Source organism: Hominenteromicrobium mulieris, from assembly GCF_046197855.1.
GTDB lineage: Bacteria > Bacillota > Clostridia > Oscillospirales > Acutalibacteraceae > Hominenteromicrobium > Hominenteromicrobium mulieris.
Window position 1 is genome coordinate 2,693,037 of sequence record NZ_CP173188.1, and the last position, 26,502, is coordinate 2,719,538.

Sequence of the window (26,502 nt, forward strand, 5' to 3'; positions counted from 1 at the left end):
GCCTTGTGCTCAGAACGAAAAAGCTGTTTTGCGGCGCACCGCAGAAAAAACTTTGGTGAACCGTGTTTTGTATAGTATAACGGATTTTCAGAAGTTTGTAAAGAGCGGATTGCAAATTTTGACAACGAAAAAGCCCCGGCGTACAGCCGAGGCTCTGTTTGTTTCAAAAATTACGCGTCCAGCATGGTAATGACGTGCCTCGGGCAGACCTCGGCACATTTGCCGCAGCCGATGCACTTTGCGGGATCGACCTTCGCGCAGAAGTTCGTTACCTTTACGGCGCCCACTTCGCACGCCTTCATGCACTTGCCGCAGCCGATACAGCCTACCTTGCAAACCTTCATCGTCTCTGCGCCCTTATCACAGTTGGAGCAGCGCACGACCGCCTGCTTTTTCAGCGGCACAAAGCTGATGAGCCCCTTCGGACATGCAGCGGTGCATTTTGCGCAGCCGCGGCACTTTGCGGGGTCGATTGACGCCATGCCGTTGCAGACGTTGATTGCGCCGTATTCGCACACGGCGGCGCAGTCGCCCATGCCCATGCAGCCGTAGCGGCAGCTGGAGATACCGCCGGCAAGCAGGGTAGATGCGGCGCAGCTATCGATGCCGTCGTAGCGCATTTTGTCGCTGGTGCAGTCATAGTTGCCCATGCAGTGGACAAGCGCCGTCTTTTTCTCGACGGCAACGTCGCCCGTGCCAAGCAGCTCTGCGCACGCTTTGGCGCACGCTTCGCCGCCGGGAGAACACAGCCCGGGCTGCGCTTCGCCCTTAGAGAGCGCCGCCGCATAGCCGGAGCAGCCGGAAAAACCGCACGCGCCGCAGTTCGCGCCCGGAAGCACCTCTAAAATCGCTTCCGCTTTCTCGTCCTTCGGCACGGCCATGATGGCGGAGGCGACCGCCAGAATAATACCCGCCAGAAGACCGATGCCCGCGACGATCAGAACCGGGATCAAAATTTTATCCATATAGAAACCCCTTTCGTTTTGCTCAGGCGAGCAGACGGTCTATAATGCCGTTAAAGCCGAGGAACGAAACCGCCACAAGCGACGCGGCGATCAGCGTGATCGGCAAACCTTTGAGGAAATTCGGCACGTCGCACAGCTCGAGGCGCTCACGCACACCGGCGAAAATGACCATTGCAACCATGAAACCGATGCCCGCGCCGAACGCGTTGACAAGCGATGCCAAATAGCCGAAGCTCGGGTTTTCCGCGCCTTTTTCGAGCACGAGCATCGTCACGCCCAGCACGGCGCAGTTCGTCGTGATGAGCGGCAGATAAATGCCGAGCGCGTTATACAGCGGCGGCATATACTTGTGCATCACAGTCTCCAAAAGCTGCACGAGCGCCGCGATGATGAGGATGAACACCACGGTCTGCAAATAATCGAGGTTCAGCGGGACAAGTACATACGTATACACCGGCCATGTGACCGCCGTCGCGATAACCATGACAACCGTTACGGCGCAGCTCATGCCGAACGCCGTATTGAGCTTTTTGGAAACGCCGAGGAACGGACAGATGCCGAGAAACTTATTGAGAATATAGTTCTCCGTGAGGATTGCGGCAAGGAAAATGCCGACTAAAAATTTAAGACTCATGCTTTGCCGCCCTCCTTTTCACATTTTTCCTGTACCTTAGAGCAGGAAGCCGCCAACGGGCATGCAGCGCAGCCCATGGTCTCCGGCGCTTTGCCCTCCGCGGAAAGCTTGCCCGCAATGGCGATGAGAATACCGAACACGAAGAAGCCGCCCGGCGGGAGCAGGAAAATGATGATGGGATCCATGAAATTTGAGAGGATCGGAATGCCGAACACGGTACCCGCGCCGAGCAATTCACGGATGATGCCCATGGCGAGCAGCGCGGCGGTGAAGCCCACGCCCATTCCAAGACCGTCTACGATGCTCGGCAGCACGGGATTTTTGCTGGCGAACATTTCCGCACGACCCAAAATGATGCAGTTGACAACGATGAGCGGCAGGAACACGCCGAGCGACTTGTTAAGCGCCGGCACGTAGGCCTTGATGAGCAGCTGCACAATGGTAACAAAACCCGCAACAATGGTGATATACGCCGGGATGCGGACTTTATCCGGGATGATTTTTTTGAGAAGAGAAATAACGGCGTTGGAACATACGAGTACGAATGTCGTCGCAAGGCCCATGCCGATGGCGTTCGAAGCCGCCGTGGTGACGGCGAGCGTCGCGCAGGTGCCGAGCATCAGGCGCAGCACGGGGTTCTCTTTGATAATGCCTTTTGTAAATTCTTCTTTGAGGCTTTTTGCCATGTTATGCGCCCTCCTTTACCGTGTTGTACTTTGTGATGGCTTCGTTGACGGCGTTCGTCACCGCGCGGCTCGTGATGGACGCGCCGGTCATGGCTTCGATCTCGCCGTCCGACGGCGCCTTATTCTTCACAAGCGTGATGCCCTTTTCCGGCGCAGTCTGCTTAAACTGATCCGTAAAGGAAGCCTTTTCCGCGTTCGCGCCAAGACCCGGTGTTTCGCTGTGCTCCAGAATGACAACGCCGGTGATCTGCCCGTCGGCGCTGATGCCGGTCATGACCTTCACCGCACCGCCGTAGCCCTTCGCCTCCGTCTGGAAAACGTAGCCAACCGTTTCGTTATTCGCTTTGCCGATGTAATAGCCGTCCGCTTCTTCAAAGCTGTCCGCGTCGCTCAAAACGACTTTTCTCGACTGCTCCGCTTCCAGTGCGGACTGCTCGGCAATTTTATCCTTCGTCAGCAGATTTGTGCCTGCCAGAAGCGCCGTGACGACAAGGCAGATGACAAACAGAATGAGCGCCGGTTTTAAAATATCTTTCGCGGTGATCTTCATTTTGCGTCACCCGCTTTCTTTGCCTTCATTTTGCCGAACGTCTGCGGCTTCGCAACGCGCTCAATGAGCGGCACTAAAATATTCATCAGTACAATGGAGTACGATACGCCCTCCGGCAGAGACGCGAACTGGCGGATTAAAATCGTCAGCACGCCGCAGCCGACGGCATAGATCACGCGTGCGCTGAAGTTGATGGGGCTTGTGGTGTAATCGGTCGCCATGAAAATCGCGCCGAGCAAGAGGCCGCCGGAAAGAATATCCATCAGCGGGTCGCGGCCGAGCAGTGCGGAAAGCACCGCTGCCGTTGCAAGGTACGTGACCGGGATAACCGGGCTGATAACGCGGCGTGCAACAAGGTAAATGCCGCCGAGAATGAGTGCGAGTGCACAGGTCTCGCCGAGACAGCCGCCCGTGTTGCCGAGAAACATATCGAGGTAGCTCGGCAGCGCCGCACCCGTGCCCTCGGAGAGAACGCCGAGCGGCGTTGCGGTCGTCATGGCGTCGGAGAAGCTGTGGTCCATCGGCGCCGTCCACGCGGTCATTTTCGCCGGGAACGAGTTCATCAGAATGATACGCGCCGTCAGCGCGGGGTTCACGAAGTTCTGGCCGATGCCGCCGAACATCTGCTTTACGACAACAATGGCGATGACGCCGCCGAACGCCGCAATGATGGGGCTGATGGAAACGGGCAGGTTCATCGCGAGTAAAACGCCCGTCACAACGCAGGAAAGGTCACCGACCGTCTGGCGGCGCTTCATGACGCGGCGGGATATGTATTCGCTCAAAATGCAGGACGCGACCGTCGTCAGGATAATAACCGCCGCGCGGAAGCCGAAAATGATGACGGACGCAATCATCGCCGGGGTCAGCGCCAAAATGACGTCCAGCATCAAAGTCTGGGTGGTGTCTTTTGACTGAAAGTGCGGCGAGGAGGAAACGATGAATTTGTTCACTTTTTAGCCGCCTCCTTCTTTACATAGTATTTGCCGAGGCGAATGGCCTGCACGATGCGGCGTTTCGCCGGGCAGGAGAATGCGCAGCAGCCGCATTCCATGCACGTCATGATGTCGAGTTTTTTCAGCATTTCTACATCCTTGCGCTCCGCATATTTTTCAAGCTTTGCGGGCACAAGGTTCATGGGACATGCCGCAACGCAGCGGCCGCAGCGGATGCAATCGGTCGGCTCCAAAAGGCGCGCTTCTTCCGCGCCGAATGCGAGTAACCCGTTATTCTGCTTTAAGACCGGCAGCTCGTCGGTTGTCACAGCGACGCCCATCATCGGGCCGCCCATGATGAGCTTCTGCGGTTCTTCCTTATAACCGCCGCAGAATTCCATGACCTCGCGAATTTTTGTGCCGATGGGCACAATGACATTCTGCGGGTTCTGCACGGCGCTGCCGTCCACCGTGACGCGCTTCATCGTCAGCGGCATGCCGGTGCGCATGTAGCTTGCAAGGAACGAGACGGAGCCGATGTTCATGACAAGGCAACCCACGTCTGCCGGCAGACCGCCCGCCGGGACTTTTCTGCCCGTTGCCGCCTGCACCAGCACCTTTTCCGCGCCCTGCGGGTAGCTTGCATGCAGCTTTAACACGCGCACTTCGTCGTTCGGGTCCATTTTCGGGTCATCCGCAATGCGCGTCAGCGCTTCGATGGCGTCGGGCTTATTGTCTTCAATCGCGATGATGACGCGGTGCACGTCTAAAATCTCTTTAATCTTATAAATACCGGCAAGCACGTTTTTGCCGTTTTCGAGCGCCTCGCGGTGGTCGGAGGTAATATAGGGCTCACACTCCGCAACGTTGACGATGAGCGTATCGATTTTTTTGTCCGGGGGGACGTTTAATTTCACGTGCGCCGGGAAGCCTGCGCCGCCGAGACCGACGAGACCCGAAGCGCGCGCCGCATCGGCCAGCTGCTGCTTCGTTTTGACCTCCGGCGGGGGACATACCGCAGGGTCGTGCTCCATTAACCCGTCCGACGTGATGATGACGGCGTCCACCGCCTGCCCGCCGGGCATAATGACTTTTTTGATCTCCTTCACGGTGCCGGAAACCGAGGAATGGATCGGCACGGAAACGTATGCGTCGCTGTCCGCGACCTTGGTGCCGACATACACGTGGTCGCCCTTTTTCACACAGGGCACACACGGTGCGCCGATGTGCTGCGTCATAGGCAGCGTGATCTCATCGGGCGGCGGCATCACGCGCGTTTCGGTGTGCGCCGTGTTCTTATGGTGCGGCACATGCGCGCCGCCGTGCGTGCGGAACGGGCGCTTCGGAAAAGACTGTTCCATCTTTATTCCTTCCTTTCTTTCGCGTTAAAAAACAGACTTTGCCGGTGCAAGACACAACAAAGTCACAGTTTTTGAGTTTATTCAATTTTAGCACTGCTTTTGTACATTGGCAATAGAAAAAAGCGGTATTTCCACAATTTTCTAACGGAATATGGGCATGCACATTTATTTGTAAGCTTTACCGCATGCGTCGCACGGACGAAATGAGCCCCGTATCGTACTCCGAACGCAGGATGGAGTAACACACATTGTCAAAAATTTCGCCGTCAAACCGCTTAAAGCCGCACGGCATAACGCCCTCAAAGATGAATCCCGCGCGCTCGATGACCTTTCTTGACGGCTCGTTGCCCACAAAGTGGCTGATGGCGACGACCTCGACGTTCATCACTTCAAACGCGTTCTGCACCATGGCGCGCAGCGCTTCCGTCATGTAGCCGTTATGGCGGTAGCGGCGCGAAAGCTCGTAGCCAATCGAAATACTGTCCGTATTATAGCGGCAATAATCGCGCTGATACTTGATCTTGCCCATCACTTCGCCCGTTTCGCGCAGGGTGATGGCAAAGGCATACGGGTCGTCTGCGGCGCGCCTCAATTCACTCTCCGCCTCCGCCGGTGTAGAAATCGGCTTGGAACCCGCCCGCAGCATGGTATCCGCATCGGCGGCAAACAGCAGAAAGCCGCTCATGTCCTGCATGGAAAAGCGTCTAAGGCGCAGGCGCGGCGTTATGATTTCCGCTTTTCCGAGTGTATCACCGCGCATTTTTCGACTCCTTCGGCAATGCCGCGCCGCGCGGCAAAATGAAATTCAGTGCGTGCGGCAGAATGTTGTATTCCTCGCTTTTCACCTTGATGCACAAGCCGTCCATATTGCTGACGACTTCATTTTCGCTTTGAATTTCGATCTTCACGCCGCGGCGGTAAACGAGCAGGTCGGAAAACGCCGGGTTGCTTAAATGCTCACCGCGCTTATACTTCGGCACAAGGCCCGGAATGCGGGAATAGGCGGGCTTTCGGATCAGCACAAAATCGAGCAGACCGTCGTCTATCACCGAGTTCGGCGCGCCGCAGTACCCGCCGCCATACCAGCGACCGTTGCCCGCAAGCGTGAACAGAAATTCGCCCGTAACGGTCTCTTTTGTGCCGTCCGCATAGTAAAACATTACGGTCATTTTGTCCGCAAGGTGCCCCAAAAAGCACTTTGCAAGCGAAATGGTGTACGCAAGCTCGCCCGAAACGAACGGCAGGTGCTTATAATAATTCATCTCCGCCGCCACCTTGGCGTCAAAACCCACAGAGCAGATGTTCACGGCATCGCCGTGCTGCGTGCGGATCATATCGATGGACACAGTCTTGCCCGCCAGCTGATTTTCCGGGTTCAAAAACACTTCGCGCTTGCCGAATGAGCGCACGAAGTCGTTGCCGCTGCCGCACGGATATACGCCCACGGCGGCGTTTTTGTGAAACTCCGCACCGCGCACGACCTCCAGCACCGTGCCGTCGCCACCGACAGCCCAAATGCGCACCGCATCGCCCTTTTCGGCGGCCGCTCTCGCCAGCTCCTCGCCATGGCCCGCGCGCTGTGTGAGATAAATTTCCGGCTCTTCCCCGTGCGTGGCATGCACGGCGCGGATGCGCTCCATAAACTGCACGGTATGGTCGTGCTTGCCGGCTTTTGGGTTGATGATATAAACATTCCGCATATGTACCCTCCCCTAAAGCATTTTTTATGCCTTAAAATACATGTAATACTGGCAGCGGATCATGCCGTTGTAGAGCTTGCGGCGGCGGTCGGCTTTTTTGCCGAAGCATGTCTCAAACCGCTCGTCCGGACTGATGGCAGCATAGCTCCAGCCGCGCTTCGGCGTGAAGACGCGCCCCATCGTTTTGTAGATGTCCTCCGCCGTTTTTACGTCTAAAAGCCGCTCGCCGTACGGCGGGTTGCAGATGACGCAGCCGAACGGGCCGTCGTTGCTGAAATCCTTGATGTCGCGCACTTCTGCGGAGATATACTGCGCAACGCCCGCTTTCTTCGCGTTTTCAAGCGTCAGGCGCACGGCTTCGGGGTCAATGTCATAGCCGAACGCCAAAAAGCCCTCATCGCGGCGTTCAAGTGCCTTTGCGGCAATGCGCTCGTTGTCCCAGATATTTCCGGGGACGGCTTTCCACTTTTCCGCCGCAAAGTGGCGGCGCAGGCCGGGCGCAATGTGCATGGCAAGCATGGCGCCCTCGATTAAAATCGTACCCGAACCGCAGAAAGGGTCGATGAGCGTGCCGTCCGTGCGCACACGGGAAAGCTTTGCCATGACCGCCGCAAGCGTCTCTTTGATGGGCGCTTCGTTGGAATTTTTGCGGTAGCCGCGCTTATGCAGCCCCGCGCCGCTCGTATCCAGCATAATGCTGACCTTGTCTTTCATAATTAAAAACTGAATCTGGTAGTTCGCGCCCGTCTCCGGGAAATGCTCCAGCTTATACGCCTCCTTGAGGCTTTCCACCACGGCTTTTTTGATAATGGCCTGACAGTCCGGAACGCTCATGAGCTGACTCGATAAACACCGCCCCTTGACCGGAAATGCGTCGTCGCGGCCGATCCACTCCGTCCACGGCAGGGCCTTCACGCCGCGAAACAGGCTTTCAAAGCTTTTCGCTTCAAATGTACCGAGCAGAACGAGCACGCGCTCCGCAAAGCGGGAGCGGATATTCGCGCGGGCGATTATCTCCGGGGAGCCTGCGCACAGCACACGTCCGTTTTCCGGCGCGACATTTTCCGCGCCCATATCGCGGAGCTCCTCCGCTACAAGACCCTCAACACCCAAAAGGCAGGGCAAAACAAGCTGATATGTATGCAAAGTTATCACCATTTTCATTTCATATATTTAAGTATTTTTTAGTATACCATAAATCGCGCACTTTCGACACCGTATACAGAAAAAGAAATAAAAAAATTACCCGCCGACTTTCAGAAAAGCCAACGGGCAATGAATTTAAGCTTAATAGAACGTCGCAACGGGCTGCGCGGGCGCTTCGGCAGGCTCGATGTTCTGAAGCGTCAGAACCGGACCCTTGCGGCCGTAGAGCTTGTGCCACTTATACGCAACGGAAAGGCGCATGGTGTACCACTTTCCGTTTTCCGGCATTTTGTCCGCGTCGCACAGCGTAAGCAGACCCGCAAACTGGATATCCTCCACGCAACAGGTCATCAGCTGGCGGCCGAAGAAGAACATGCCCGGCTTCATGCGCGGGTTCACGGCTGCAAGGCCCTTATACTCGACGACCTTGCCGTCGTACTTCTTCGGATCTTCGGAAAGGTCACGGTACCACAGCGCGTAATCGCCGTCTTCAATCTTTACGACCGGCGCGTTGATGTCAAACGGCAGCGGATCTTCGATCTCGTCGTATTCGACGTCGCCGTTCGTGTACTCGTAGGCGATGTCCGGGCGGCGGCTGATGCCGCGCACAATCTTGTGGAACGCCATTTTGTCCATGTCCTTCGTGAAGCGGTTGAACACGACCAACTCGCAGCCGGAGAGCTTATCCACAACAAGGCCGCGCATGTTGGCGTTGTAAGTGAGGAATGTCGTCGCGTCCGCGAACATGAATTCCTGATAGACCGCCCAGTTTTCCGGCATGTTGTCGTACAGCGTTTTCAGCTGCCACATGCCGTTGTACTCGATGAGCACACGGGAAGCGCGATGCTTTTTCGCGAGGATGTCAAGCGTTTCGCTTGTCAGCTCGTCTTCGTCCTCAATGTTTTCCACATAGATATTCTTCATGTAGGGGCGGGACTCGTCGTACTCCGCCTCGCCTTCCTCGCAGACGAGCAGCAAGGTACGCTGCCCGTTATTGAAACGCTTATCCGCAAGCGTTTCGTCTATAAAAGAGGTCTTGCCTGATTCGAGAAAGCCCGTAAACAGGTAAACCGGCATATCATCCATCAATATTCCGCCTTTCTGTAAGGTTCAGCCCGCATTACGCGAACAGCGCTTCGATCGCGGCCTCGTTGATGTGAGAACCGATGACGCACAGGCGGCCGATGACACCGGCGCTGCCGTTGCGCACAGAGGTCTCCTCCGGCACATAGTCGAAGTGGATCCACTCGCCGTCCCGGCCTGCGACGATGCCCTTTGCACGCAGGATCATACCGTACTTTTCGCTGTTGTCGAGCTCCTCGAGGATGTGCTCAATCTCATCCTTCGTGAACTTGCGGGTCGTCTCGGTGCCCCAGCTTGTGAACACCTCGTCGGCATGATGGTGGTGGTGATGCTCGTGGTCATGCTCATCATGGTCGTGATCGTGGTCATGGCAGCCGCAGGTGCAGTGCTCATCATGCTCATCGTGGTCGTGATGGTGGTGCTCGTGCTCGTCGTCATGGTGGTCGTGGCAGCCGCAGGTGCAGTGCTCGTCATGCTCATCGTGGTCGTGATGGTGATGCTCATGCTCGTCGTCATCGTCGTCATGGTGGTCGTGGCAGCCGCAGGTGCAGTGCTCGTCATGCTCATCATGGTCATGATCGTGGTGATGGTGGTGCTCGTGCTCGGTCTCCTCGGCAAGGAGCTTCAGCTCCTCTTCAAGGGTATTCTTGTGCTCCATCGTCTCGAGAATCTGTGCGCCGGTGAGCTGATCCCACGGGGTGGTAATGATGGTGGCGTTCTGGTTGTGCTCGCGCAACAGAGCGACGCAGGCTTCAAGCTTTTCGGGCTTGATACCGTCCGTGCGGCTCAGAATGATGGAGTTTGCGTGCTCGATCTGGTCGTTATAGAACTCGCCGAAGTTCTTCATGTACATTTTGCACTTGTTTGCATCGGCAACGGTGGTGAAGCTATTCAGCGTAACGTCTTCCATGTGCAGGTTCTGCACGGCACGGATCACATCGCTCAGCTTGCCTACGCCGGACGGCTCGATCAAAATGCGGTCCGGGTGGTAGGTCTCCAGCACCTGACGCAGTGCCTTGCCGAAGTCGCCCACAAGGCTGCAGCAGATGCAGCCCTGGCTCATCTCGGTGATTTCAATGCCGGCGTCCTGCAAAAAGCCGCCGTCAATGGCAATCTCGCCGAACTCGTTTTCGATGAGGACAAGCTTTTCGCCCTTAAAAGCTTCGGAGATCAGCTTGCGGATCAGCGTGGTTTTGCCTGCGCCGAGGAAGCCGGAAAAAATATCGATTTTCGTCATATTCTCATGCCCTTTCGCAATAATTTACGGTTTGGATAAACGCTCTTGGAGGGACCGCGCAATTCGCTTTCTGCGGAAAGTGACTAAAGGCGCTGCCCTTGGGATCCGCCGCCTTTGAAAAGGCGGGCGAAACTTTATTCGCTCGGTTGTCTTTCGCTTATCACAGAATGGAAGTTTACTGAAACTTTCGGTCTCTCCAATCTTGTATTGTAAATCTTTCTTTTAAAAGTTGCAAGGGAAATCGATAAATGTTTACACTTTCATCATTTTCGTGCGGTTTCACACCGTTTCTATCCTTCGCTTAGGTCAAAATCCTCGCTTAAAAGCGCCGCAAGCTCCGCTTCCGTCAGCCTTGTCACGTCTCCGCCCGTCAATCTGCGAGACTGGTTTAAGATCGCGTCCTCAACCAAATTGCGTACCATGCGTCCGTTGCCCGCCGTTCTGGCATCCGTTGCCTGCCGCTTTTCGTAATATTGAAGCAGCGGCGTTTCGCATGTTTCATCGATCGTATAGCCCTTTTTCTTTGCAGTCAGCTTTGTAATGGCCAGCAGCTCCTCCGCCGTATAATCCGGAAACTCGATGATATTCGGGAATCTCGAGCGCAGGCCGGAGTTCGCCGTGAGAAACTCCTCCATTTCTTTTGTATAGCCCGCCAAAATAACGATAAGGTCTTCTCTGTGGTCCTCCATCCCCTTGACGATGGTATCGATGGCTTCCAGTCCGAAACTGTCGTCTGCGCCGCGGTACAGCGAATATGCCTCATCGATGAACAGCACGCCGCCGAGCGCAGAGCGAATGACCTGCTGCGTGAGCGGTGCGGTGTGACCGACGTATTTGCCTACAAGGTCGGCGCGCGTGACTTCAATCAGCTGCCCGCCGCTCAGTACGCCCATGGCTTTTAAATAGCGTGAAACGAGCCTTGCGATGGTCGTTTTGCCCGTACCGGGATTGCCGGTAAAGATCATGTGCATGGTGGGCACATCGGCCTTCATGCCGCGCGCTTCGCGCAGCCGCTGAATGATATAGTTCTGCTCAAGCGACAGCACGTAGTCCTTCACTTCACTAAGTCCGATGATCTCGTTAAGCTCCGATTTCACTTCTTCGGCGGCTCTCGGGTCTGTCGCCTGCTTTTTCTCTTCTTCCACCGTGACGGCAAAATCCGGGAATGTGAACGCGAGCACACCGTCTTTTACGCCGAGTGTGCCGGAAACTGTCTTTTCACCGTCCTTTTCCGCGCGGCGCAGCCTTTCTTCGCTCAAAAGGCGGAAGCAACGTTCCGTCAGCCGCGCCATGCTCTCCACGCCGTCGCGACGACTGAATTTATCCGCCAAAAACGCCGAGGCATCTTCACCGAACGTGAACGTGTAGTTTAGCTTAGCCTTTGTGCGGTCGTTTAATGCACCGAGCGCCGCTTCGCCGATCCTGAGCAAGCTCTCGCGCGTGAATTCCGCCGTGCGGCAGAAATCCGTGACGGAGGACAAAAATGCCGCGCCGAACGCATCGGTAAACGCGCTGTCCTTTTGGCTCGTCAAAAAGACGAGGTACTTCCCGTTTACGGAAATTTCGCTGACAGCATCGGGCACAAGCGCCGTGCCGACATCGATGAGCATGCCTTTCTGCAAAGCATAACGCGAAGCTAATTTTAAAACGCCCGTCTCGCACAGCGCCGCCACCATGGGCAGCAAAGATTTGTGGCACTGCTCAAAATTTTCAAACAGCACAATATCGTTTTCGCTGTGCAGCGCGGAAAAAAGATCCTGTGTGAGTAATTTACCGTCTTCGGCGTTCGGGTAGCGGGAAAGGTCGATATTCGCGACCTCGCCGTTTTTCAAAACGCCCTCTTTGCAGAGCGCCGCAGCCGAAGCCGCAAGCGCACTGTGCCTGCCTGTGCCCTCTTTGCCGGAGATCACGACGACCGCCGCGGGCTTGCCGTTTTCGCGCCCCGTCACGCTCGGGCGGCGAAATGCGGTGAACAGGCTGTCCAAAAATGCGTCCTGCCCAATGACCGTTCTGCCCGTCGCTTCCCTCGCCTCGCGGAACGACTGCGCGGGGTCCTGCGGCGGCTCCTCCGCGCCCTTTGCCTTCGGCTTTTTTTCTGCGGTCTCCGCTTTCGGCGCTTCCATTTCGGGCGTGCCGGTCAGGCCCTCGGCGTCCAGCAGACGGCGCATTTCGTCCATGCTGCGCTGCGCGTCGCTCGTCAGCTTATCGAGGTCGCTGATCTGCCGATTCAGGCTGCTCTGCATGTTGGCATTCGTTTTTTCGATGCTGTTCAAAAAATCCTCGGCGTCTTTTGCGGCGCGGCTTTTCGTGCCGCTGCCCACGTTCAGCTTGCCGCCGGAAAACAGCGCATCCAAAATGCTGTCAATATCGTTTTTCACCTAAAATCCCCTTTCTCCGGGTAAAGCTTACCGCGCTTCGATCGCTGCGACGACGTTTTGCACCAAAGCGCTGTCCGTCACTTTATATTCGTTCTCCGGGATACCCACGCCGTTCAATTTACCACCGAAAAAGATCTCCGGGTTGCCGCAGACGCTTGTATCGTGCCGCAGGGAGCGCGCCGAGGCGTGTACACTGTGCGTGCCGGTCTCGTTGATAAATTCCCCGACATTCTGCGTGTTGATGCCGCCGCCGGGCAGAATATCGATGCGGTCACTTGCGTATTCAATCATCTTTTTCACGGTCTTTGCGCCCTTTATCGCGCTTTCACGCTGGCCGCTCGTCAAAACGCGCGTTACACCGAGACTGATAAGATCGTCGAGTGCTTTAAATACGTCCGGCACCACGTCAATGGCGCGGTGGAACACAATCTCGGCGTTCGGGTTGATTTTCTTGATTTTCCCGATAAAATCGGCGCAGCGGTCGGTGTCAACCGTGCCGTCCGGCTTCAAAAAGCCGAAGACGATGCCGTCCGCGCCCGCATTTAACAGTGCCTCCATATCGCGGCAGCAGGTCTCGTAATCGAAATCCGTGTAGCAAAAGCCGCCCTCGCGCGGGCGCACCATGCACATCACGGGAATTTTCAGTGTATTTTTCACGGCCTGCACCGTGCCGATGCTCGGCGTAAGGCCGCCCAAAAACAGCGCGGAATTGAGTTCAATGCGGTCTGCGCCGCCTTTTTCGGCCTGTACGGCGTCTTCAAAACAGCCACAGCAAACCTCAAACAATACTTTTTCTTTCATATTTATACCAACTTTCGTTTATTTGTCCTATCTGCGGCGCTTTAAAACACACCGCTTTTTGCACTTTCGACTATTCTCACACAAATGCCTTTACAATCCTCTAAAAAAGATTATAATAGCTTTGAACGTAAAAAGAAAGATAAATCGTTAAATTCTAAAGACAGGGGACGAGATTATGTCAGATACCGTTCGTTTAACAGAAGAATTCCGCGGCGGGCTTTTGGACCTGACGCATTACGGCTACATCAGCATTGTAGATGAAAAGGGTAAGGTCATCTACTCCGCAGGCGACCCGGAGGCCATGGTTTTCTACCGCTCCGCTTCGAAGCCCGTACAGGCGCTGCCCGTTATCGCGCATCACCTCGACGAAAAATACGGTTTTACCGATGAAGAAACCGTGCTGTTCGCAGGCTCGCACCTCGGTGAAAGCTTCCACATCAACGCTTTGAAATCCATCATGAAAAAAGCCGACTTAAATCCGGAAGACCTCATTATGAAGCCGACCGTGCCGGGCTCTACGGAAGCAAACGAAGAGCGCATCCGTCAGGGTCTGCCGAAGTCGAAGCTCTACCACAACTGCAGCGGCAAGCACGCGGCGCTCATGCTCACCCAGCGTGAAATGGGCGGCGATGTGAAGGATTACTGGAAGGTCGGCTCCGTCGGACAGAACGAAGTGCTGCGCACCATGAGCGTGCTCTCCGAGTACCCGGAAGAAAAGGTCGTCATCGGCATTGACGGCTGCGGCGTGCCGGTGTTCGCTTACCCGATGAAGAACATCGCGACGGCATATAAGAACCTCGCGTGCATCGATACGATTCAGGACGACGTTCTGCAGGACGCTGCCCACCGCTTTATCCCGCGTATCCATGAATATCCGCACATGATGCGCGGCACGGGCTACTTGTGCTCCCTCATCAACCACGACGCGAACATCATCGCAAAGGGCGGCGCGAACAGCGTGTACGGCATCGGCCTTAAAAAGGAGCGCATCGGCATCTCCTTCAAGATTAAGGACGGCACCGAGGCGGTCTGGCCGCTCATCATCCGCGAGATCTTCCGCCAGATCGGCTACTATAACGCCGATACCGATAAGATGCTCGTCTCGCTTAACAACGGCGTTACCGTTAACGACAACGACACGCCCGTCGGCGAAGTGAAGACCGTATTCACGCTTGAAAAGCACTTCTAAACCTTAATTTTCATTCAGCATTTTAGATAAAGTCTCTGCATCGATTTGTCCCGGTGCGGAGGCTTTTCCTTTTGACGCAAACGTCATCACAGAGCCGAACGCCCCGCCGCGCACGCGCGTCACCTTGCCGAGCTCGCCCATGGAAATGCCGATGAGCGGCCCGCAGAACGCAGTGGATTCATTCATCGCCGCCAGCATCACCATCACATCGCGCTCATTCTGCGGCATCACGGCGATTTTCGGCAGGTCGGCATTTAACGCCATCATGCGCTTATAGCGGTCGGCGATTTCCTCGCGTGCAGGCGTTTTGGAAAAATCGTGGTTCGAGATGATAAGCTTTGTACCCATATCGTGCATGGCCTGAACGGTCTCCTTTGCAATGTCGTCGTACTGCTCGCAAAGGAAAAGCTCTAAATCGACAAGCGGCGCACCCAAGGCGCTCAGCTGCGCGTTCATCGCAAAATAGTCCATGGGATCTATCGCTTTTTCGCCGCCCTCCGCTTTTGTGCGGAATGTGCATAGCACGGGCAACGGCGCGGCTGCTTTAAGAATTTCCGGCGCTGCCGCAAACATGTCCTCATCAAAATAATCGATGCGCCATTCGATAAGATCCGCCGGGGTGGTCTTGATCTCTTTTACGGCGTCTAAAACCGCTTCCGTTGTCTTCTCGCACACCGGCACACAAATTTTCATTCTGCCGCTGCCGAATACCAAATCATTTACAACTACCTGCCGCATAGCTTTCGCTCCCTTTTTGTCAACTTGTACACAGTATAGACAATTTAAGCACAAAAGTCAAAACAAAAAGTATTTATATCTTGTAACAGACTTCTAAATCTGCTATGATGATTTTGTAACCGCGTGACCCCTTTTTCCTACCTATAAAGTGAAAGGAGTTGGCCTTATGACCCGTTTACAAAATTCTTTATTCGCTTTTCTTTTGTGCATCATTCTGCTTTTCACCGCGTGCCAAAGCGCACCGGCATCCTCGGGCGGTGCAGATAAACCGCAAAGCATCGCATCGGAACCGAGCGCTGCCGAGATTGCAACGCTCACCGCACGCCTCGTCGATATTTCGGGCAACCAGCTTTTACTCGCCGGGGAAGACGACGGCGTATACCGCTGCGCAAGGCCGGAGGACGCGCCGGATGACCTCATCCCCGGCATGACGGTAGACGTCACCTACGGCGGCTATATCAAAGCCATTTACCCAAGCGAACCCGATGACGTGCAAAAGATCACCGTGCGCGAAGGCGAAACGGATGGGCGGTGCGCGCTGTATTTGTCCGTGCTGCAGGAATTATTCAACACGGACGAAGCGCTGCAAAGCGACACCGAATATGTCTCCGTTGACCTGACCGAGACACCGTTGACGAAAGGCGAGATACAGGCGATCGCATGGCGGTTCGGCGAGCTTACCGAGCGCCGCCCGCTCACGTTCACGTTTAAGGAGCTGCAAGACGAGGGCTACTTAAAAACGGACGAGCTTTTGTGGGAAGACGGTTGCTTATTCAAGATCACGGAGAAAAACGACGAAAACGGCACACTGACGTTTGACGCCGAAAAATGGCGTGCCGGGGACGGTGCCTCTTACTTTTTAGACTGCACCGCAAAACAGAAGAAAGACGGCACCTATGCCGATTTTGAGATCGGCGCATTTGCTGCCGCATAAAGTTATCATCAAAGAGGGAATCAACATGTTGAAAAGTCAGGAAGTTCGCAAGCTTGCGCCGGAAATGGACCCGCTGCGCATGGGCATGGGCTGGAAAGAGGAGGACCTCACAAAGCCGCAGATTTTAATTGAAAGCACCTACGGGCAGAGCCACCCCGGCTCCGTGCACCTTTTAAATTTGGCGCAGAAAGCAAGCCGGGGCGCATACGAATCGGGCGGCAAGGGTGCGCTTTACTTTGCGACCGACATTTGCGACGGCATGGCACAGGGGCACGATGGCATCAATTATTCCCTGCCCTCGCGCGACATCATCGCCGACCTTGTGGAAATTCACGCCAACGCGACAACGTTTGACGGCGGCGTTTTCCTCGCAAGCTGCGATAAATCTGTGCCTGCGCTGCTCATGGCTATCGGCCGCATCAACATTCCGGCCGTGTTCGTGACGGGCGGTGTGATGGACGCGGGTCCCGACCTTTTAACGCTGGAGCAGATCGGCAAATACAGCGCCATGTTTGAGCGCGGCGAGATCACCGAGGAGCAGTTCACGTATTACAAGCACCACGCGTGCCCCTCCTGCGGTGCATGCTCGTTCATGGGCACCGCGTCCACCATGCAGATTATGGCGGAATCGCTCGGCCTCATGCTGCCCGGCACGGCGCTGATGCCCGCCACCTGCGAAGATCTTTCCGTTGCGGCGGAGGAAGCCGGCAAAACCGCCGTGGCGCTCGCGAAAAAGGGCGTGAAAGCGTCCGATATCGTCACGCTGAAATCGTTTGAAAACGCCATCATGGTACACGCGGCCATCTCCGGCTCCACAAACACGCTGATGCACCTGCCCGCCATCGCGCATGAGTTCGGCATTCCGCTCGACGCGGATACGTTCGACCGCATGCACCGCGGCGCGCATTATCTTTTGAATATCCGTCCCGCAGGCGAGTGGCCCGCGCAGTACTTCTACTATGCAGGCGGCGTACCGCGCATCATGGAGGAAATCAAAGACCACCTGCATCTCGATGTAATGACCGTCACGGGTAAAACGCTTGGCGAAAATCTGGAAGATTTAAAGAAAAACGGCTTCTACGAGAAGTGTGATACCTATTTAAAGAAAACCGGTCTTAAGCGCACGGATATCATCCGCTCGTTCGATGATCCCATCGGCACGAACGGCGCCATTGCCATTCTGCGCGGTAACATCGCCCCGGACGGCGCGGTCGTAAAACACAGTGCCGTGCCGAAGGAGATGCACAAGGCGCTTCTGAAGGCGCGCCCGTTCAACTGCGAGGAAGATGCCATCCACGCCATTTTAACGCACCAAATTCAGCCGGGCGACGCCGTCATCATCCGCTATGAAGGCCCGCGCGGCAGCGGTATGCCGGAAATGTTCTACACCACCGAAGCCATTTCGAGCGACCCGGAGCTTTCTGCCAGCATTGCGCTGCTGACGGACGGTCGCTTCTCCGGCGCAAGCAAGGGTCCCGCCATCGGCCATATTTCGCCGGAAGCCGCACAGGGCGGCCCCATCGCTTTAATCGAAGAAAACGACCTTATCGAGATCGACATTCCGCAGCGTATTCTGTGCGTCGTCGGTATCAACGGCGAAAAATGCAGCGAGGAAGAAGTGCAGCGCGTGTTTAACGAGCGCCGCAAAGCGCTGCCATCGTTTAAGAGCCGCTACACGCACGGCGTTTTAAAGCGCTTCACGCAAACGGCACACTCCCCCATGCAAGGCGGTTACATGGACTAAACCGAATCCTAAAAGCCTGCGTTATGCAACTCTCATTTTGAGCCCCTGCACAAAGCAGGCTTTTCTTTTTCAAAATTCACCATGTATATGCGTATAAATATACATTAGTTTGTGCATTATTCCGCTTGATTTTTGAATGAAATCGGCGTAAAATACATTCATCTTCAAAATTATACAAGTCAAAGCTTAAAGGTATATTGCGGAAGGGTGAATGTAAAATGAAAATTCAAAAGGTTTGCGCTTCATTTTTAATTGGCGCTATGATGCTCTCACTTGCGGCCTGTTCGGGCAGTACGAAGAAGATTGAAAGCCCGGCGGACTTTGAGGGCGCGAAAATTTCCGTGCAGACGGCAACCTCCGCGCACGAAAGCATTCAGGATATGCAGGACGAGGGCATGAACATCAACGTGCTGCCGTACGAAAAGGTGACACAGTGCTTTGACGACCTCGCACTCGGCCGCGTGGATGCCGTGTACGTGGACAGCGTCGTTGCGGGTTACTACCTCGCGGAGGACGACACGAAATACCAGAAAACATGGACGAGCGAAACCGGCGAGCCAATCGGCGTATGTCTTAAAAAGGGCAACGACGATTTGAAAGAGCTCATCGAAGGTGCGATTGATACCTTATATTATGACGGCACCATGGCGCAGCTTTCCGAAACGCACTTCGGCTCCGCTGCCGATGTGGACGGCGTGCGCAATGTGACGGAAAAGCCGGTGCTTGACCTTTCTAAGCTTAAAACACTCAAGGACGGCACCTTAACCGTCGGCGTGGAAGTCGGCTACCCGCCGATGGAGTACACCGATGATGCAGGGCTTGAATATCAGGGTTTCGATATCGACTTTGCAAAAGCACTCGGCGAGGTGCTGGGCGTAGACATCGAGTTTGTCAACACCGCGTGGGACGGCATTTTTGCGGGCCTTGATAAAGAGCAGTACGACGTCATCATCTCGTCCGTGTCCATTACGCCGGAACGTCAGGCCGCGTATGACCTTACGGAACCGTATGTCTCGAATCAGCTTGTCATTGTCACGTTGAAGTAAAAACGCCGATTTTACCCACAAATCTTGAAAAATACCTATGTATATATGTATAAATATACATTAATTTGGCAGTTTCGCTATTGACCCAAACGGGTTTTGGGGGTAGAATACAAGTATTCTAATCGATTGGTACAGTGAAACGACTGTATCTCTTTATCGGGGAAAATTGAGAAAGAAGGACAAAACACATGAAAATGAAGAAAATCCTTGCTGCCGTACTCGCCGGCGTAATGGCACTCTCCGCCACCGCATGCAGCAGCTCCAGTACAAAGAAGATCGAAAGCCCGGACGATTTCGCCGGCGCCAAAGTCAGCGTGCAGACCGGCACCACCGCCCACGACGCTCTGCAGAAAATGCAGGAAGAGGGCGTTGACGTCGAGATTCTCCCGTATGAAAAGATTACGCAGTGCTTTGATGACGTTTCGCTCGGCCGTGCAGATGCCGTGTACGTAGACAGCGTTGTCGCGGCGTATTACCTCGCAGACGACGATTCCAAGTTCCAGAGCGTTTGGAAAAGCGACGAAGGCGAACCGATGGGCGTCTGCATCAAGAAAGGCAACACAGACCTTTTGGAGCAGACCGAAAACGCCATCAACACGCTTTATTATAACGGCAAAATCTCCGAGCTCGCCATGAAGCACTTCGGCACCGATGTCACCGAGGGCGTGCGCAACGTCACCGAGGAACCGACCGTTGACCCGAGTAAGGTCAAGACCGTTAAGGATGGCGTTTTGACCATCGGCTTTGAGGCCGGTTATCCGCCGCTTGAGTACACCGACGACAGCGGCCTTGTGTATCAGGGTTTCGACGTTGATATGGCAGAAGAGATTGGTAAGCTGTTCGGCCTTGAGGTCGAGTTTGTCAACACCTCCTTCGACGGCATTTTCGCAGGCCTCGATAAGGGCCAGTACGATATGATCATCGCCGGCGTCTCCATCACCCCGGAGCGTCAGGAAGCGTATGAAATGACCGAGCCGTACCTCTCCAACCAGCTCGTCATCGTCACAAAGAAGGACGCATAAGCGCAATAGCGTAAAATGAAACTTCGGCAGGAGGCCCCGTTTTGAGGTCTCTTGCCCCATTTATATCGGAAAGGATATCACCATGAACGCCATTCAACAAATCATCGGCTGGATGCCGGCGCTGCTCCAGGCCACCGGCGTAACGCTTGCGCTTTCCGTCACCTCCGTGCTGACGGCACTCGTGCTCGCCGTGTTTCTTGCCCTCGGCAAGATCTCCAAAAACACCGTACTCCGCTCCGTGTGCGGCGCGTACATCTTCTTCTTCCGCGGCACGCCGCTTCTGATGCAGCTGTTTTTCCTCTACTACACGCTGCCGCAGCTCGTTCCGGCGTTCAATATTCAGAGCCGCTTTTTGGCCGCTTGGATCGCGTTCTCGCTGAACGTCGCGGCCTACCTCGCGGAGATCATCCGTGCAGCCATTCAGTCCATCGATAAAGGCCAGCTCGAAGCCTCCACGGCGCTCGGCCTCACCCACTCGCAGGCGATGCGCCTTGTCATCATCCCGCAGGCCTACCGCCGCATGATTCCGCCGATCTGCAACGAGTTCGTCATGGTGCTGAAGGATACCTCTCTTGTGTCCATCATCGCGCTGACCGATTTGACCTACCAGACGAAGATTATCGCTTCCAACAAGGCGAGCGCTCTCGTTTATATCCCGGCTATGATCATCTACCTCATCATCACCGGCGTGTTCACCGTTATTTTCAATCGCCTTGAAAAGCGCCTGTCCATCTACGAATAAGGAGGAATACGGCTATGTCTATCATTAAAACGGAAAATATCTGTAAGTCCTTCGGCTCCGTAGAGGTGCTGAAAAACGTCAGCCTCACCGTAGAGCCGGGCGAGGTAGTCGTTATCATCGGACCGTCCGGCGCCGGCAAATCGACGTATCTGCGTTCTTTAAACCACCTTGAAAAGCCTACGAGCGGCAAGATCTGGATCGACGACAAGCTCATTGAAGACCGCGTGAACGGCCACAATCAGGTAAAGCTGCCGCATAAAGAGCGCGCCGCTATTTTGCTCGAGATGGGCATGGTGTTCCAGCGCTTCAACCTCTTCCCGCACAAAACGGCACTGCAAAACGTCATGCTCGCCCCGATGAACGTGAAGGGCGTGCCGGAAAAGGAAGCCAAAGAAAAGGCCGTGAAGCTTTTAAATCAGGTCGGCCTCGGCGATAAACTCGATTCCTACCCCGCAAAGCTTTCCGGCGGCCAGCAGCAGCGTGTGGCCATCGCCCGCGCGCTCGCCATGGAGCCGAAAATGATGCTGTTCGATGAGCCTACCAGCGCCCTTGACCCGGAGCTCGTCGGCGACGTTCTGAACGTCATGAAGGAGCTTGCGGAAGAAGGCATGACGATGCTTGTTGTCACGCACGAAATGGGCTTCGCCCGCGAAGTGGCAGACCGCGTGGTGTTCATGTACGATGGTGCAATTCTGGAGGAAGGCTCCCCGAAGGAGATCTTCACAAACCCGAAGCACGACCGCACGCGCCAGTTCCTGCAAAGCGTTCTGTAAGGCGATAGTATGTTTGAAAATACCTCAAAATGCGAAGACTGCCTGTATTACGAGTACGACGATGCGTACGGCTTCTATGTCTGCGATATGGACTTAGACGAGGACGAGACCGCCCAGTTCATCGGCGGCCGCTTTCAAAACTGCCCGTACTACCGCCCCGGCGACGAATACACCATCGTCCGCAAGCAAATATAATAGCATTGTATGACAAAAGCTCTCCCGAATTGAACAGAACCAGTAAAACAGGACAATAGACAAAATCCCCCCTGATGTAGGATAATAAGTACATCAGGGGGGATTCATTATGAGCAAACGAAGATACACCAATATGCAGGTTCTACTACCGACCATAGAAAAGATGTTAGAATCAGGGAAGAGCCACAGGGAAATCGAAGCGGAACTTGGCTTGGAGGGAGACCGTCCGGTTCACAATCTGCTGAAGCGGCAACGCAAAAAAGCCGCCAAGGGTGCGCCGAAGTTTCGTGGCAGGAAGCCTGCAAAGACGCTGCAGGAATATAAGTATGAGAATAAGCGGCTCAAGATGGAAGTGAAATTACTGCAGGATTTTCTGCAGTCCACAGAAAGGAAGTGAGGCCAAAGGCAAAGTACGCCGTCATTCACCGTCACCGGGGAGAATACCCAATATCTGTTATGTGCAAATTCTTCGGGGTATCCAGAAGTGGTTACTACTGCTTTAAAAAGCGTCTGGGAGAGACGGATCGCGATGCTGTTGTGGCAAAGGAAATCGAGGAATGTCAGCGCAGGACAGATAAGACCTATGGCTATCGACGTGTATGGAAGTGGTTAAAAGGCAGAAATATTCAAAGAGATCCGAAGACTGTGCTCAGAATCATGAAAAAATATGGATTATTGTCTGAGGTTCGCCGACGCCGCCAATGGGTAAATCTTGGTCAGCAGGTACACAAATACGAAAATCTGTTGAACAGACAGTTCCGGGCGGTCAGGCCAAACGAGAAATGGGTCACGGACATTTCTTACATCCACACAAAAGAAGGCATTTTATATCTGTCTATGATCCGAGATCTGTATGACAACAGTATTGTGGCCTACAAGACTGCAAGTCGGCAGACTGTGAATCTTGTTCTGGACACGATTCGTCTGGCAATGAAGAAAGAGAAAGTCGCTGCGGAGTTGCAGCTCCACAGCGACCAAGGCTTTCAATACACATCGCAAGCATACTTCAAGCTAACACAATCTTACGGCATAACGCTGTCCATGTCAAGGAAAGGAAATCCTTATGACAATGCCATGGCAGAAAATTTCTTCTCCATTCTGAAAACAGAGTGCATCTACCGCCACAAGCCAAAGACGCTCCAAGAAGCAAACGAACTGATCGACAGGTATATTTACTTCTATAACCACGAACGCATCCAAACAAAAACGGGAGTGGCACCGCTGTCGCTACGCCACTCCGCTTAAAACTCAATATCCTACATGGGGGCTTTTTGTGCTGTCCGCATAATCTGGTGCGGTTCAAATTCGTTTCGGGGGAGCTTTTCTACATATAACTATAGAAACTATAGACCGGTTGTTTACTTTTCAAATCACTTGTGATAACATGAGAAAAAACAAAGGAGAATGAAAATGGAGCTATATATTTTGATTGGACTCATTACAATTGTTCTTATTTTGCAGATTGTCTTTCTTCTCAAGAAGCCAAAAAGTGAAAATACGGCAACAAATACGAATTACGAAAGCAATTTTCAGCATATTGAAACCTATATTGCCGATGAGTTTTCACGTAGTCGAAAAGAAACATCCGAAAGCTTAAACAGCCGTTTGAGCGAAATGAACGCCCTGATACGCGAAATTCAGCAGATCAACACGCAGCAAAGCGAAAAGCTCAGCACAACCTTGACGAAGAATATCGATTCACTACTCGAGAGCAATGAAAAGAAGCTCGACCAAATGCGTCAAGCCAATATGGAGCAGAATGAAAAAATAAGCAGCGCCTTAACACAAAACCTAAAAGCTTTGCAGGAAAGCACTGAGAAAAAACTTGAGCAAATGCGCGAAATCAGCGCACGGCAAAATGAACATATCAATGAAACGCTTACAAAAAGTTTAGCTGCTCTACAAGAAAACAACGAAAAGAAGCTTGAACAGATGCGCATGACCGTCGATGAAAAGTTGACAGATACGCTTTCCAAACGTCTGGACAGCAGCTTTAAAGTCGTCGGCGAGCAGCTCAAAAGTGTTTACGAGTCACTCGGCGAAATGCGTAAGATCACCGGCGATGTGACCGCGCTCCAGCGCGTGCTGACAAATGTAAAAGCGCGCGGAACATGGGCAGAGGTGCAACTCGGCAATATACTGGAGCAAACCCTCACCAAAGATCAATACGACTGCAACGTATCTACGAAAAATGATACAAAGCGCGTCGAGTTCGCCGTTAAGATCCCCTCCCGTGAAAAAGACGGCGAGACCGTATGGCTCCCCATCGACTCCAAGTTCCCGCAAGAAGACTACATACGCATTTGCGAGGCTGCCGAAAAAGCCGATAAAGAGGCTCTGGAAGCCGCGCAAAAAGCTCTGGAGCAGAACATTAAAAATCAGGCAAAAACGATTGCCGAGCTGTACATCAATGTCCCAAAAACGACGGATTTTGCCATTATGTTCCTTGCTACCGAGGGGCTTTACTCCGAGGTGCTGCGCCGCCCCGGCTTGTGCGAGGAAATCCAAAACAAGTATCGCATCATGATCTGCGGTCCGACCACAATCACCGCATTCCTTAACACGCTGAATGTCGGCTTCCGCACTATCGCATTGGATAAGAAAGCAACTGAGGTTCAAAATTTGCTAAGCGTTGTAAGTGCGCAATACGAGAAATTTGAGCTTCTTCTCTCTAAAGCAAAGAAAAAAATCGATGAAGCCGGCTCCACCATTGAAGACGCGCAGAAGCGCAGCACGCTCATTCAAAAGAAACTACGCACCGTAGACAAAATGGACGCAGATGAAGCCGAAGCACTGTTAAATTCCGGCGAGTGATTTCAAATCAAATAGAAAGATACCGCATTCAGCCTACAAACCGAATGCGGTATCTTTTTTATCAAATGCTGTAATCGTTGACGAAAGCCGCTTGCTGCTGATCTAATATATCCTGCAGGGTGATGCTGTCGAGGTATTCGTTGATGACGCGGCTGAGCCCCTGCCACACGGGCAGCGTGATGCAGTCTGCACTGCGGTCGCACAGAATGGGGTCGTGATCGAGACACGCGACGGGCGCGAGGCTGCCCTCCGTGATGCGCAGAATCATGCCCACGGTGTATTTATCCGGCGATTGCGCCAGACGATATCCACCCTGAAAACCGCGGCTTGCAAGAAGAATATCGGATTTATTGAGCATCGGTACGATCTGCTCCAGATATTTTTTGGAGACATTCTGACGGCGGGCAATGTCCTTCAGCGCGACGTAGCCGTCATTCTGGTGCTGTGCGAGATCCAGCAGCATGCGCAGCGCATAGCGCCCTTTGGTGGAAATTTTCATGCGGTATCCATCCTTTATGTAAAATAGCGTTTCCGGAATAAAACAAGCGGGCTCACTGTCCGCCGCAAACTTTATACCATAATAACATGTTTTTAGTAGGTTTTCAAGAGTTTTATTTTTGCCGGTAATTTACTGTAAAAACGCCCTCTATAAACTCCTTTAAACTCGCGAAAAAGGGCAAAGCCCGAAAACCTTGCCCCTTTCCCTCATTCATTTTTCTATCCCAAAAATATGTGTTTGGATTCTTGTATGCTGTATCAGTCTGCAAACATCGGCGTGGAGAGGTACCGTTCGCCGGTATCGGGCAGAAGCGCCACGATGACCTTGCCTGCGTTTTCCGGGCGCTTTGCAAGCTGTGCTGCCGCAAAGACTGCCGCGCCGGAGGAAATGCCCACCAAAACGCCCTCGCTGCGTGCCAGCGCGCGGCCGGTCGCAAACGCGTCCTCATTCTGCACGGGGAGAATCTCATCGTAAATGTCGGTGTTCAGCGTATCCGGCACAAAGCCCGCGCCGATGCCCTGAATTTTATGTGGGCCCGCCTTGCCGCCGGAGAGGACAGGGGAGGTAGCCGGTTCCACCGCGACAACCTTAACATTGGGGTTCTGCGACTTGAGGTACGCGCCTACACCGGAGAGCGTGCCGCCCGTGCCGACGCCTGTAACGAAAATATCGACCTTGCCGTCCGTGTCTGCCCAGATTTCCGGGCCGGTCGTCTTCAGGTGCACCGCCGGGTTTGCCGGGTTCGTGAACTGGCTCGGAATGTAGCTGTTTGGGGTCTGCTCGGCGAGCTCCTTCGCCTTTGCGATAGCGCCCGGCATACCCTTTGCGCCTTCGGTGAGGACAAGCTCCGCACCGTAAGCCTTCAAAAGGTTGCGGCGCTCCACACTCATCGTCTCCGGCATGGTAAGGATTACCTTATAACCGCGGGAAGCCGCAACGGAAGCAAGGCCGATGCCCGTGTTGCCGCTTGTCGGTTCAATGATAACTGCGCCGGGCTTCAAGAGGCCCTTTTCCTCGGCGTCGTCCAACATCGCTTTCGCGATACGGTCCTTTACGCTGCCTGCCGGGTTGAAATACTCAAGCTTCGCGTAGATTTTCGCGTTCAATTCATTTGCTTTTTCGTAGTTGGTGAGTTCAAGAAGCGGAGTGCCGCCGATGAGGTCTGTGATTTTGCGATATACACGCATGGTAAAGTCTCCTTAAAATACTTTATATAAATGAGTTTGCATTCTTGTATCGTTTCAGGCTGCGGCGCAACATCGCCGACTGTACGGAAACGGGTTCATATCGCGTCTCTCCTTTGCCTTGTTTTACTAAACTTATGAAACCT

At 54.0% G+C, this 26,502-nt stretch carries 27 protein-coding genes; 11 read left to right on the top strand and 16 right to left on the bottom strand.

What is annotated here, in order from left to right; translation table 11 throughout:
- Nucleotides 1-170 precede the first annotated feature (170 nt).
- The 13 genes from ACI0CA_RS13390 to ACI0CA_RS13450 form a co-directional block, all read right to left on the bottom strand.
- On the bottom strand, nt 171-965 hold the full coding sequence (locus ACI0CA_RS13390) for an RnfABCDGE type electron transport complex subunit B (RefSeq protein WP_308448689.1): 795 nt from the start codon (nt 963-965) through the stop codon (nt 171-173).
- 22 nt (nt 966-987) lie between these two features.
- Entirely contained in the window at nt 988-1,599 is a 612-nt protein-coding gene (locus ACI0CA_RS13395) for an electron transport complex protein RnfA (protein WP_176820800.1), read from the bottom strand.
- Nucleotides 1,596-2,285 carry an electron transport complex subunit E gene (locus ACI0CA_RS13400; protein WP_308448688.1) on the bottom strand — a complete coding sequence of 230 codons (690 nt, stop codon included), beginning with the start codon at nt 2,283-2,285 and terminating at the stop codon, nt 1,596-1,598. The genes ACI0CA_RS13395 and ACI0CA_RS13400 overlap by 4 nt, the downstream gene beginning before the upstream one ends.
- A gap of 1 nt (nt 2,286) precedes the next feature.
- Nucleotides 2,287-2,835, bottom strand: a complete 549-nt coding sequence (locus ACI0CA_RS13405; RefSeq protein WP_308448687.1) for an RnfABCDGE type electron transport complex subunit G — start codon at nt 2,833-2,835, stop codon at nt 2,287-2,289.
- A complete protein-coding gene (locus ACI0CA_RS13410; RefSeq protein ID WP_176820803.1) occupies nt 2,832-3,788 on the bottom strand; it encodes an RnfABCDGE type electron transport complex subunit D in 957 nt (318 codons plus the stop codon). Before ACI0CA_RS13410 ends, ACI0CA_RS13405 begins: the two co-directional genes overlap by 4 nt.
- Nucleotides 3,785-5,131: an electron transport complex subunit RsxC gene (gene rsxC / locus ACI0CA_RS13415; protein ID WP_417114687.1), complete on the bottom strand. Its 1,347-nt coding sequence runs from the start codon at nt 5,129-5,131 to the stop codon at nt 3,785-3,787. The genes ACI0CA_RS13410 and rsxC overlap by 4 nt, the downstream gene beginning before the upstream one ends.
- A 178-nt stretch (nt 5,132-5,309) precedes the next feature.
- Nucleotides 5,310-5,891, bottom strand: coding sequence for a GNAT family N-acetyltransferase (locus tag ACI0CA_RS13420; protein WP_417114688.1), 582 nt, complete (start codon nt 5,889-5,891; stop codon nt 5,310-5,312).
- The gene (locus ACI0CA_RS13425; protein ID WP_417114689.1) at nt 5,881-6,831 is read right to left on the bottom strand and encodes a diacylglycerol/lipid kinase family protein; all 951 of its coding nucleotides are present in this window, start codon (nt 6,829-6,831) and stop codon (nt 5,881-5,883) included. Before ACI0CA_RS13425 ends, ACI0CA_RS13420 begins: the two co-directional genes overlap by 11 nt.
- Before the next feature lie 24 nt (nt 6,832-6,855).
- Nucleotides 6,856-7,995 carry a class I SAM-dependent RNA methyltransferase gene (locus tag ACI0CA_RS13430; RefSeq protein WP_446807014.1) on the bottom strand — a complete coding sequence of 380 codons (1,140 nt, stop codon included), beginning with the start codon at nt 7,993-7,995 and terminating at the stop codon, nt 6,856-6,858.
- 123 nt (nt 7,996-8,118) lie between these two features.
- Nucleotides 8,119-9,063, bottom strand: a complete 945-nt coding sequence (locus ACI0CA_RS13435; protein WP_308448683.1) for a TIGR03943 family putative permease subunit — start codon at nt 9,061-9,063, stop codon at nt 8,119-8,121.
- Between the two features lie 34 nt (nt 9,064-9,097).
- On the bottom strand, nt 9,098-10,297 hold the full coding sequence (locus ACI0CA_RS13440) for a GTP-binding protein (RefSeq protein WP_446806725.1): 1,200 nt from the start codon (nt 10,295-10,297) through the stop codon (nt 9,098-9,100).
- Nucleotides 10,298-10,587: 290 nt separating this feature from the next.
- Nucleotides 10,588-12,675: an AAA family ATPase gene (locus tag ACI0CA_RS13445; RefSeq protein ID WP_446806724.1), complete on the bottom strand. Its 2,088-nt coding sequence runs from the start codon at nt 12,673-12,675 to the stop codon at nt 10,588-10,590.
- Between the two features lie 27 nt (nt 12,676-12,702).
- Complete coding sequence (locus ACI0CA_RS13450; RefSeq protein WP_446806723.1) at nt 12,703-13,476, bottom strand: copper homeostasis protein CutC; 774 nt, start codon at nt 13,474-13,476, stop codon at nt 12,703-12,705.
- Between the two features lie 175 nt (nt 13,477-13,651).
- Between ACI0CA_RS13450 and ACI0CA_RS13455 the strand changes: the two genes are divergently transcribed.
- Nucleotides 13,652-14,665, top strand: coding sequence for an asparaginase (locus ACI0CA_RS13455; protein ID WP_308448679.1), 1,014 nt, complete (start codon nt 13,652-13,654; stop codon nt 14,663-14,665).
- 3 nt (nt 14,666-14,668) lie between these two features.
- Here ACI0CA_RS13455 and aroD read toward each other — a convergent pair whose 3' ends face one another.
- Entirely contained in the window at nt 14,669-15,403 is a 735-nt protein-coding gene (aroD, locus tag ACI0CA_RS13460) for a type I 3-dehydroquinate dehydratase (protein WP_308448678.1), read from the bottom strand.
- A gap of 166 nt (nt 15,404-15,569) precedes the next feature.
- Here aroD and ACI0CA_RS13465 point away from each other — a divergent pair, with 166 nt between their 5' ends.
- The 10 genes from ACI0CA_RS13465 to ACI0CA_RS13510 all read left to right on the top strand — a co-directional run bounded on the left by ACI0CA_RS13465 (nt 15,570) and on the right by ACI0CA_RS13510 (nt 24,673).
- On the top strand, nt 15,570-16,337 hold the full coding sequence (locus tag ACI0CA_RS13465) for a hypothetical protein (protein WP_412330452.1): 768 nt from the start codon (nt 15,570-15,572) through the stop codon (nt 16,335-16,337).
- A 28-nt stretch (nt 16,338-16,365) separates the two neighbouring features.
- Complete coding sequence (gene ilvD, locus ACI0CA_RS13470) at nt 16,366-18,081, top strand: dihydroxy-acid dehydratase (RefSeq protein WP_446806951.1); 1,716 nt, start codon at nt 16,366-16,368, stop codon at nt 18,079-18,081.
- A gap of 218 nt (nt 18,082-18,299) precedes the next feature.
- Nucleotides 18,300-19,127: a transporter substrate-binding domain-containing protein gene (locus ACI0CA_RS13475; protein WP_417403917.1), complete on the top strand. Its 828-nt coding sequence runs from the start codon at nt 18,300-18,302 to the stop codon at nt 19,125-19,127.
- Between the two features lie 188 nt (nt 19,128-19,315).
- Complete coding sequence (locus tag ACI0CA_RS13480; protein WP_417073097.1) at nt 19,316-20,149, top strand: transporter substrate-binding domain-containing protein; 834 nt, start codon at nt 19,316-19,318, stop codon at nt 20,147-20,149.
- Nucleotides 20,150-20,231: 82 nt separating this feature from the next.
- Nucleotides 20,232-20,891: an amino acid ABC transporter permease gene (locus ACI0CA_RS13485; protein ID WP_176820818.1), complete on the top strand. Its 660-nt coding sequence runs from the start codon at nt 20,232-20,234 to the stop codon at nt 20,889-20,891.
- 14 nt (nt 20,892-20,905) lie between these two features.
- On the top strand, nt 20,906-21,664 hold the full coding sequence (locus tag ACI0CA_RS13490) for an amino acid ABC transporter ATP-binding protein (protein ID WP_316519503.1): 759 nt from the start codon (nt 20,906-20,908) through the stop codon (nt 21,662-21,664).
- A 9-nt stretch (nt 21,665-21,673) separates the two neighbouring features.
- Nucleotides 21,674-21,859, top strand: a complete 186-nt coding sequence (locus ACI0CA_RS13495; RefSeq protein ID WP_417078206.1) for a DUF6472 family protein — start codon at nt 21,674-21,676, stop codon at nt 21,857-21,859.
- Between the two features lie 109 nt (nt 21,860-21,968).
- A complete protein-coding gene (locus tag ACI0CA_RS13500) occupies nt 21,969-22,256 on the top strand; it encodes an imidazolonepropionase (RefSeq protein ID WP_213540339.1) in 288 nt (95 codons plus the stop codon).
- Nucleotides 22,253-23,104 (top strand): IS3 family transposase, encoded by an 852-nt coding sequence (locus tag ACI0CA_RS13505; RefSeq protein ID WP_446806722.1) that lies wholly within the window; start codon nt 22,253-22,255, stop codon nt 23,102-23,104. Before ACI0CA_RS13500 ends, ACI0CA_RS13505 begins: the two co-directional genes overlap by 4 nt.
- Nucleotides 23,105-23,473: 369 nt before the next feature.
- The gene (locus tag ACI0CA_RS13510; RefSeq protein WP_446806950.1) at nt 23,474-24,673 is read left to right on the top strand and encodes a DNA recombination protein RmuC; all 1,200 of its coding nucleotides are present in this window, start codon (nt 23,474-23,476) and stop codon (nt 24,671-24,673) included.
- A gap of 61 nt (nt 24,674-24,734) precedes the next feature.
- Here ACI0CA_RS13510 and ACI0CA_RS13515 read toward each other — a convergent pair whose 3' ends face one another.
- Complete coding sequence (locus tag ACI0CA_RS13515) at nt 24,735-25,172, bottom strand: RrF2 family transcriptional regulator (protein WP_417104081.1); 438 nt, start codon at nt 25,170-25,172, stop codon at nt 24,735-24,737.
- 257 nt (nt 25,173-25,429) lie between these two features.
- Entirely contained in the window at nt 25,430-26,359 is a 930-nt protein-coding gene (gene cysK, locus ACI0CA_RS13520) for a cysteine synthase A (RefSeq protein ID WP_395506766.1), read from the bottom strand.
- Nucleotides 26,360-26,502 lie beyond the last annotated feature (143 nt).

What these genes read in the sequence shown, in the direction of transcription:
- ACI0CA_RS13485 (WP_176820818.1), top strand. Translation starts at nt 20,232, where the DNA reads ATGAACGCCATTCAACAAATCATCGGCTGGATGCCGGCGCTGCTCCAG.
- ACI0CA_RS13495 (WP_417078206.1), top strand. Translation starts at nt 21,674, where the DNA reads ATGTTTGAAAATACCTCAAAATGCGAAGACTGCCTGTATTACGAGTAC.
- aroD (WP_308448678.1), bottom strand. Translation starts at nt 15,403, where the DNA reads ATGCGGCAGGTAGTTGTAAATGATTTGGTATTCGGCAGCGGCAGAATG.
- ACI0CA_RS13405 (WP_308448687.1), bottom strand. Translation starts at nt 2,835, where the DNA reads ATGAAGATCACCGCGAAAGATATTTTAAAACCGGCGCTCATTCTGTTT.
- ACI0CA_RS13395 (WP_176820800.1), bottom strand. Translation starts at nt 1,599, where the DNA reads ATGAGTCTTAAATTTTTAGTCGGCATTTTCCTTGCCGCAATCCTCACG.
- rsxC (WP_417114687.1), bottom strand. Translation starts at nt 5,131, where the DNA reads ATGGAACAGTCTTTTCCGAAGCGCCCGTTCCGCACGCACGGCGGCGCG.
- ACI0CA_RS13455 (WP_308448679.1), top strand. Translation starts at nt 13,652, where the DNA reads ATGTCAGATACCGTTCGTTTAACAGAAGAATTCCGCGGCGGGCTTTTG.
- ACI0CA_RS13420 (WP_417114688.1), bottom strand. Translation starts at nt 5,891, where the DNA reads ATGCGCGGTGATACACTCGGAAAAGCGGAAATCATAACGCCGCGCCTG.
- cysK (WP_395506766.1), bottom strand. Translation starts at nt 26,359, where the DNA reads ATGCGTGTATATCGCAAAATCACAGACCTCATCGGCGGCACTCCGCTT.
- ACI0CA_RS13390 (WP_308448689.1), bottom strand. Translation starts at nt 965, where the DNA reads ATGGATAAAATTTTGATCCCGGTTCTGATCGTCGCGGGCATCGGTCTT.
- ACI0CA_RS13425 (WP_417114689.1), bottom strand. Translation starts at nt 6,831, where the DNA reads ATGCGGAATGTTTATATCATCAACCCAAAAGCCGGCAAGCACGACCAT.
- ACI0CA_RS13400 (WP_308448688.1), bottom strand. Translation starts at nt 2,285, where the DNA reads ATGGCAAAAAGCCTCAAAGAAGAATTTACAAAAGGCATTATCAAAGAG.
- ACI0CA_RS13490 (WP_316519503.1), top strand. Translation starts at nt 20,906, where the DNA reads ATGTCTATCATTAAAACGGAAAATATCTGTAAGTCCTTCGGCTCCGTA.
- ACI0CA_RS13435 (WP_308448683.1), bottom strand. Translation starts at nt 9,063, where the DNA reads ATGGATGATATGCCGGTTTACCTGTTTACGGGCTTTCTCGAATCAGGC.
- ACI0CA_RS13515 (WP_417104081.1), bottom strand. Translation starts at nt 25,172, where the DNA reads ATGAAAATTTCCACCAAAGGGCGCTATGCGCTGCGCATGCTGCTGGAT.
- ACI0CA_RS13430 (WP_446807014.1), bottom strand. Translation starts at nt 7,995, where the DNA reads ATGAAAATGGTGATAACTTTGCATACATATCAGCTTGTTTTGCCCTGC.
- ACI0CA_RS13510 (WP_446806950.1), top strand. Translation starts at nt 23,474, where the DNA reads ATGAACGCCCTGATACGCGAAATTCAGCAGATCAACACGCAGCAAAGC.
- ACI0CA_RS13450 (WP_446806723.1), bottom strand. Translation starts at nt 13,476, where the DNA reads ATGAAAGAAAAAGTATTGTTTGAGGTTTGCTGTGGCTGTTTTGAAGAC.
- ACI0CA_RS13475 (WP_417403917.1), top strand. Translation starts at nt 18,300, where the DNA reads ATGAAAATTCAAAAGGTTTGCGCTTCATTTTTAATTGGCGCTATGATG.
- ACI0CA_RS13480 (WP_417073097.1), top strand. Translation starts at nt 19,316, where the DNA reads ATGAAAATGAAGAAAATCCTTGCTGCCGTACTCGCCGGCGTAATGGCA.
- ACI0CA_RS13500 (WP_213540339.1), top strand. Translation starts at nt 21,969, where the DNA reads ATGAGCAAACGAAGATACACCAATATGCAGGTTCTACTACCGACCATA.
- ACI0CA_RS13440 (WP_446806725.1), bottom strand. Translation starts at nt 10,297, where the DNA reads ATGACGAAAATCGATATTTTTTCCGGCTTCCTCGGCGCAGGCAAAACC.
- ACI0CA_RS13465 (WP_412330452.1), top strand. Translation starts at nt 15,570, where the DNA reads ATGACCCGTTTACAAAATTCTTTATTCGCTTTTCTTTTGTGCATCATT.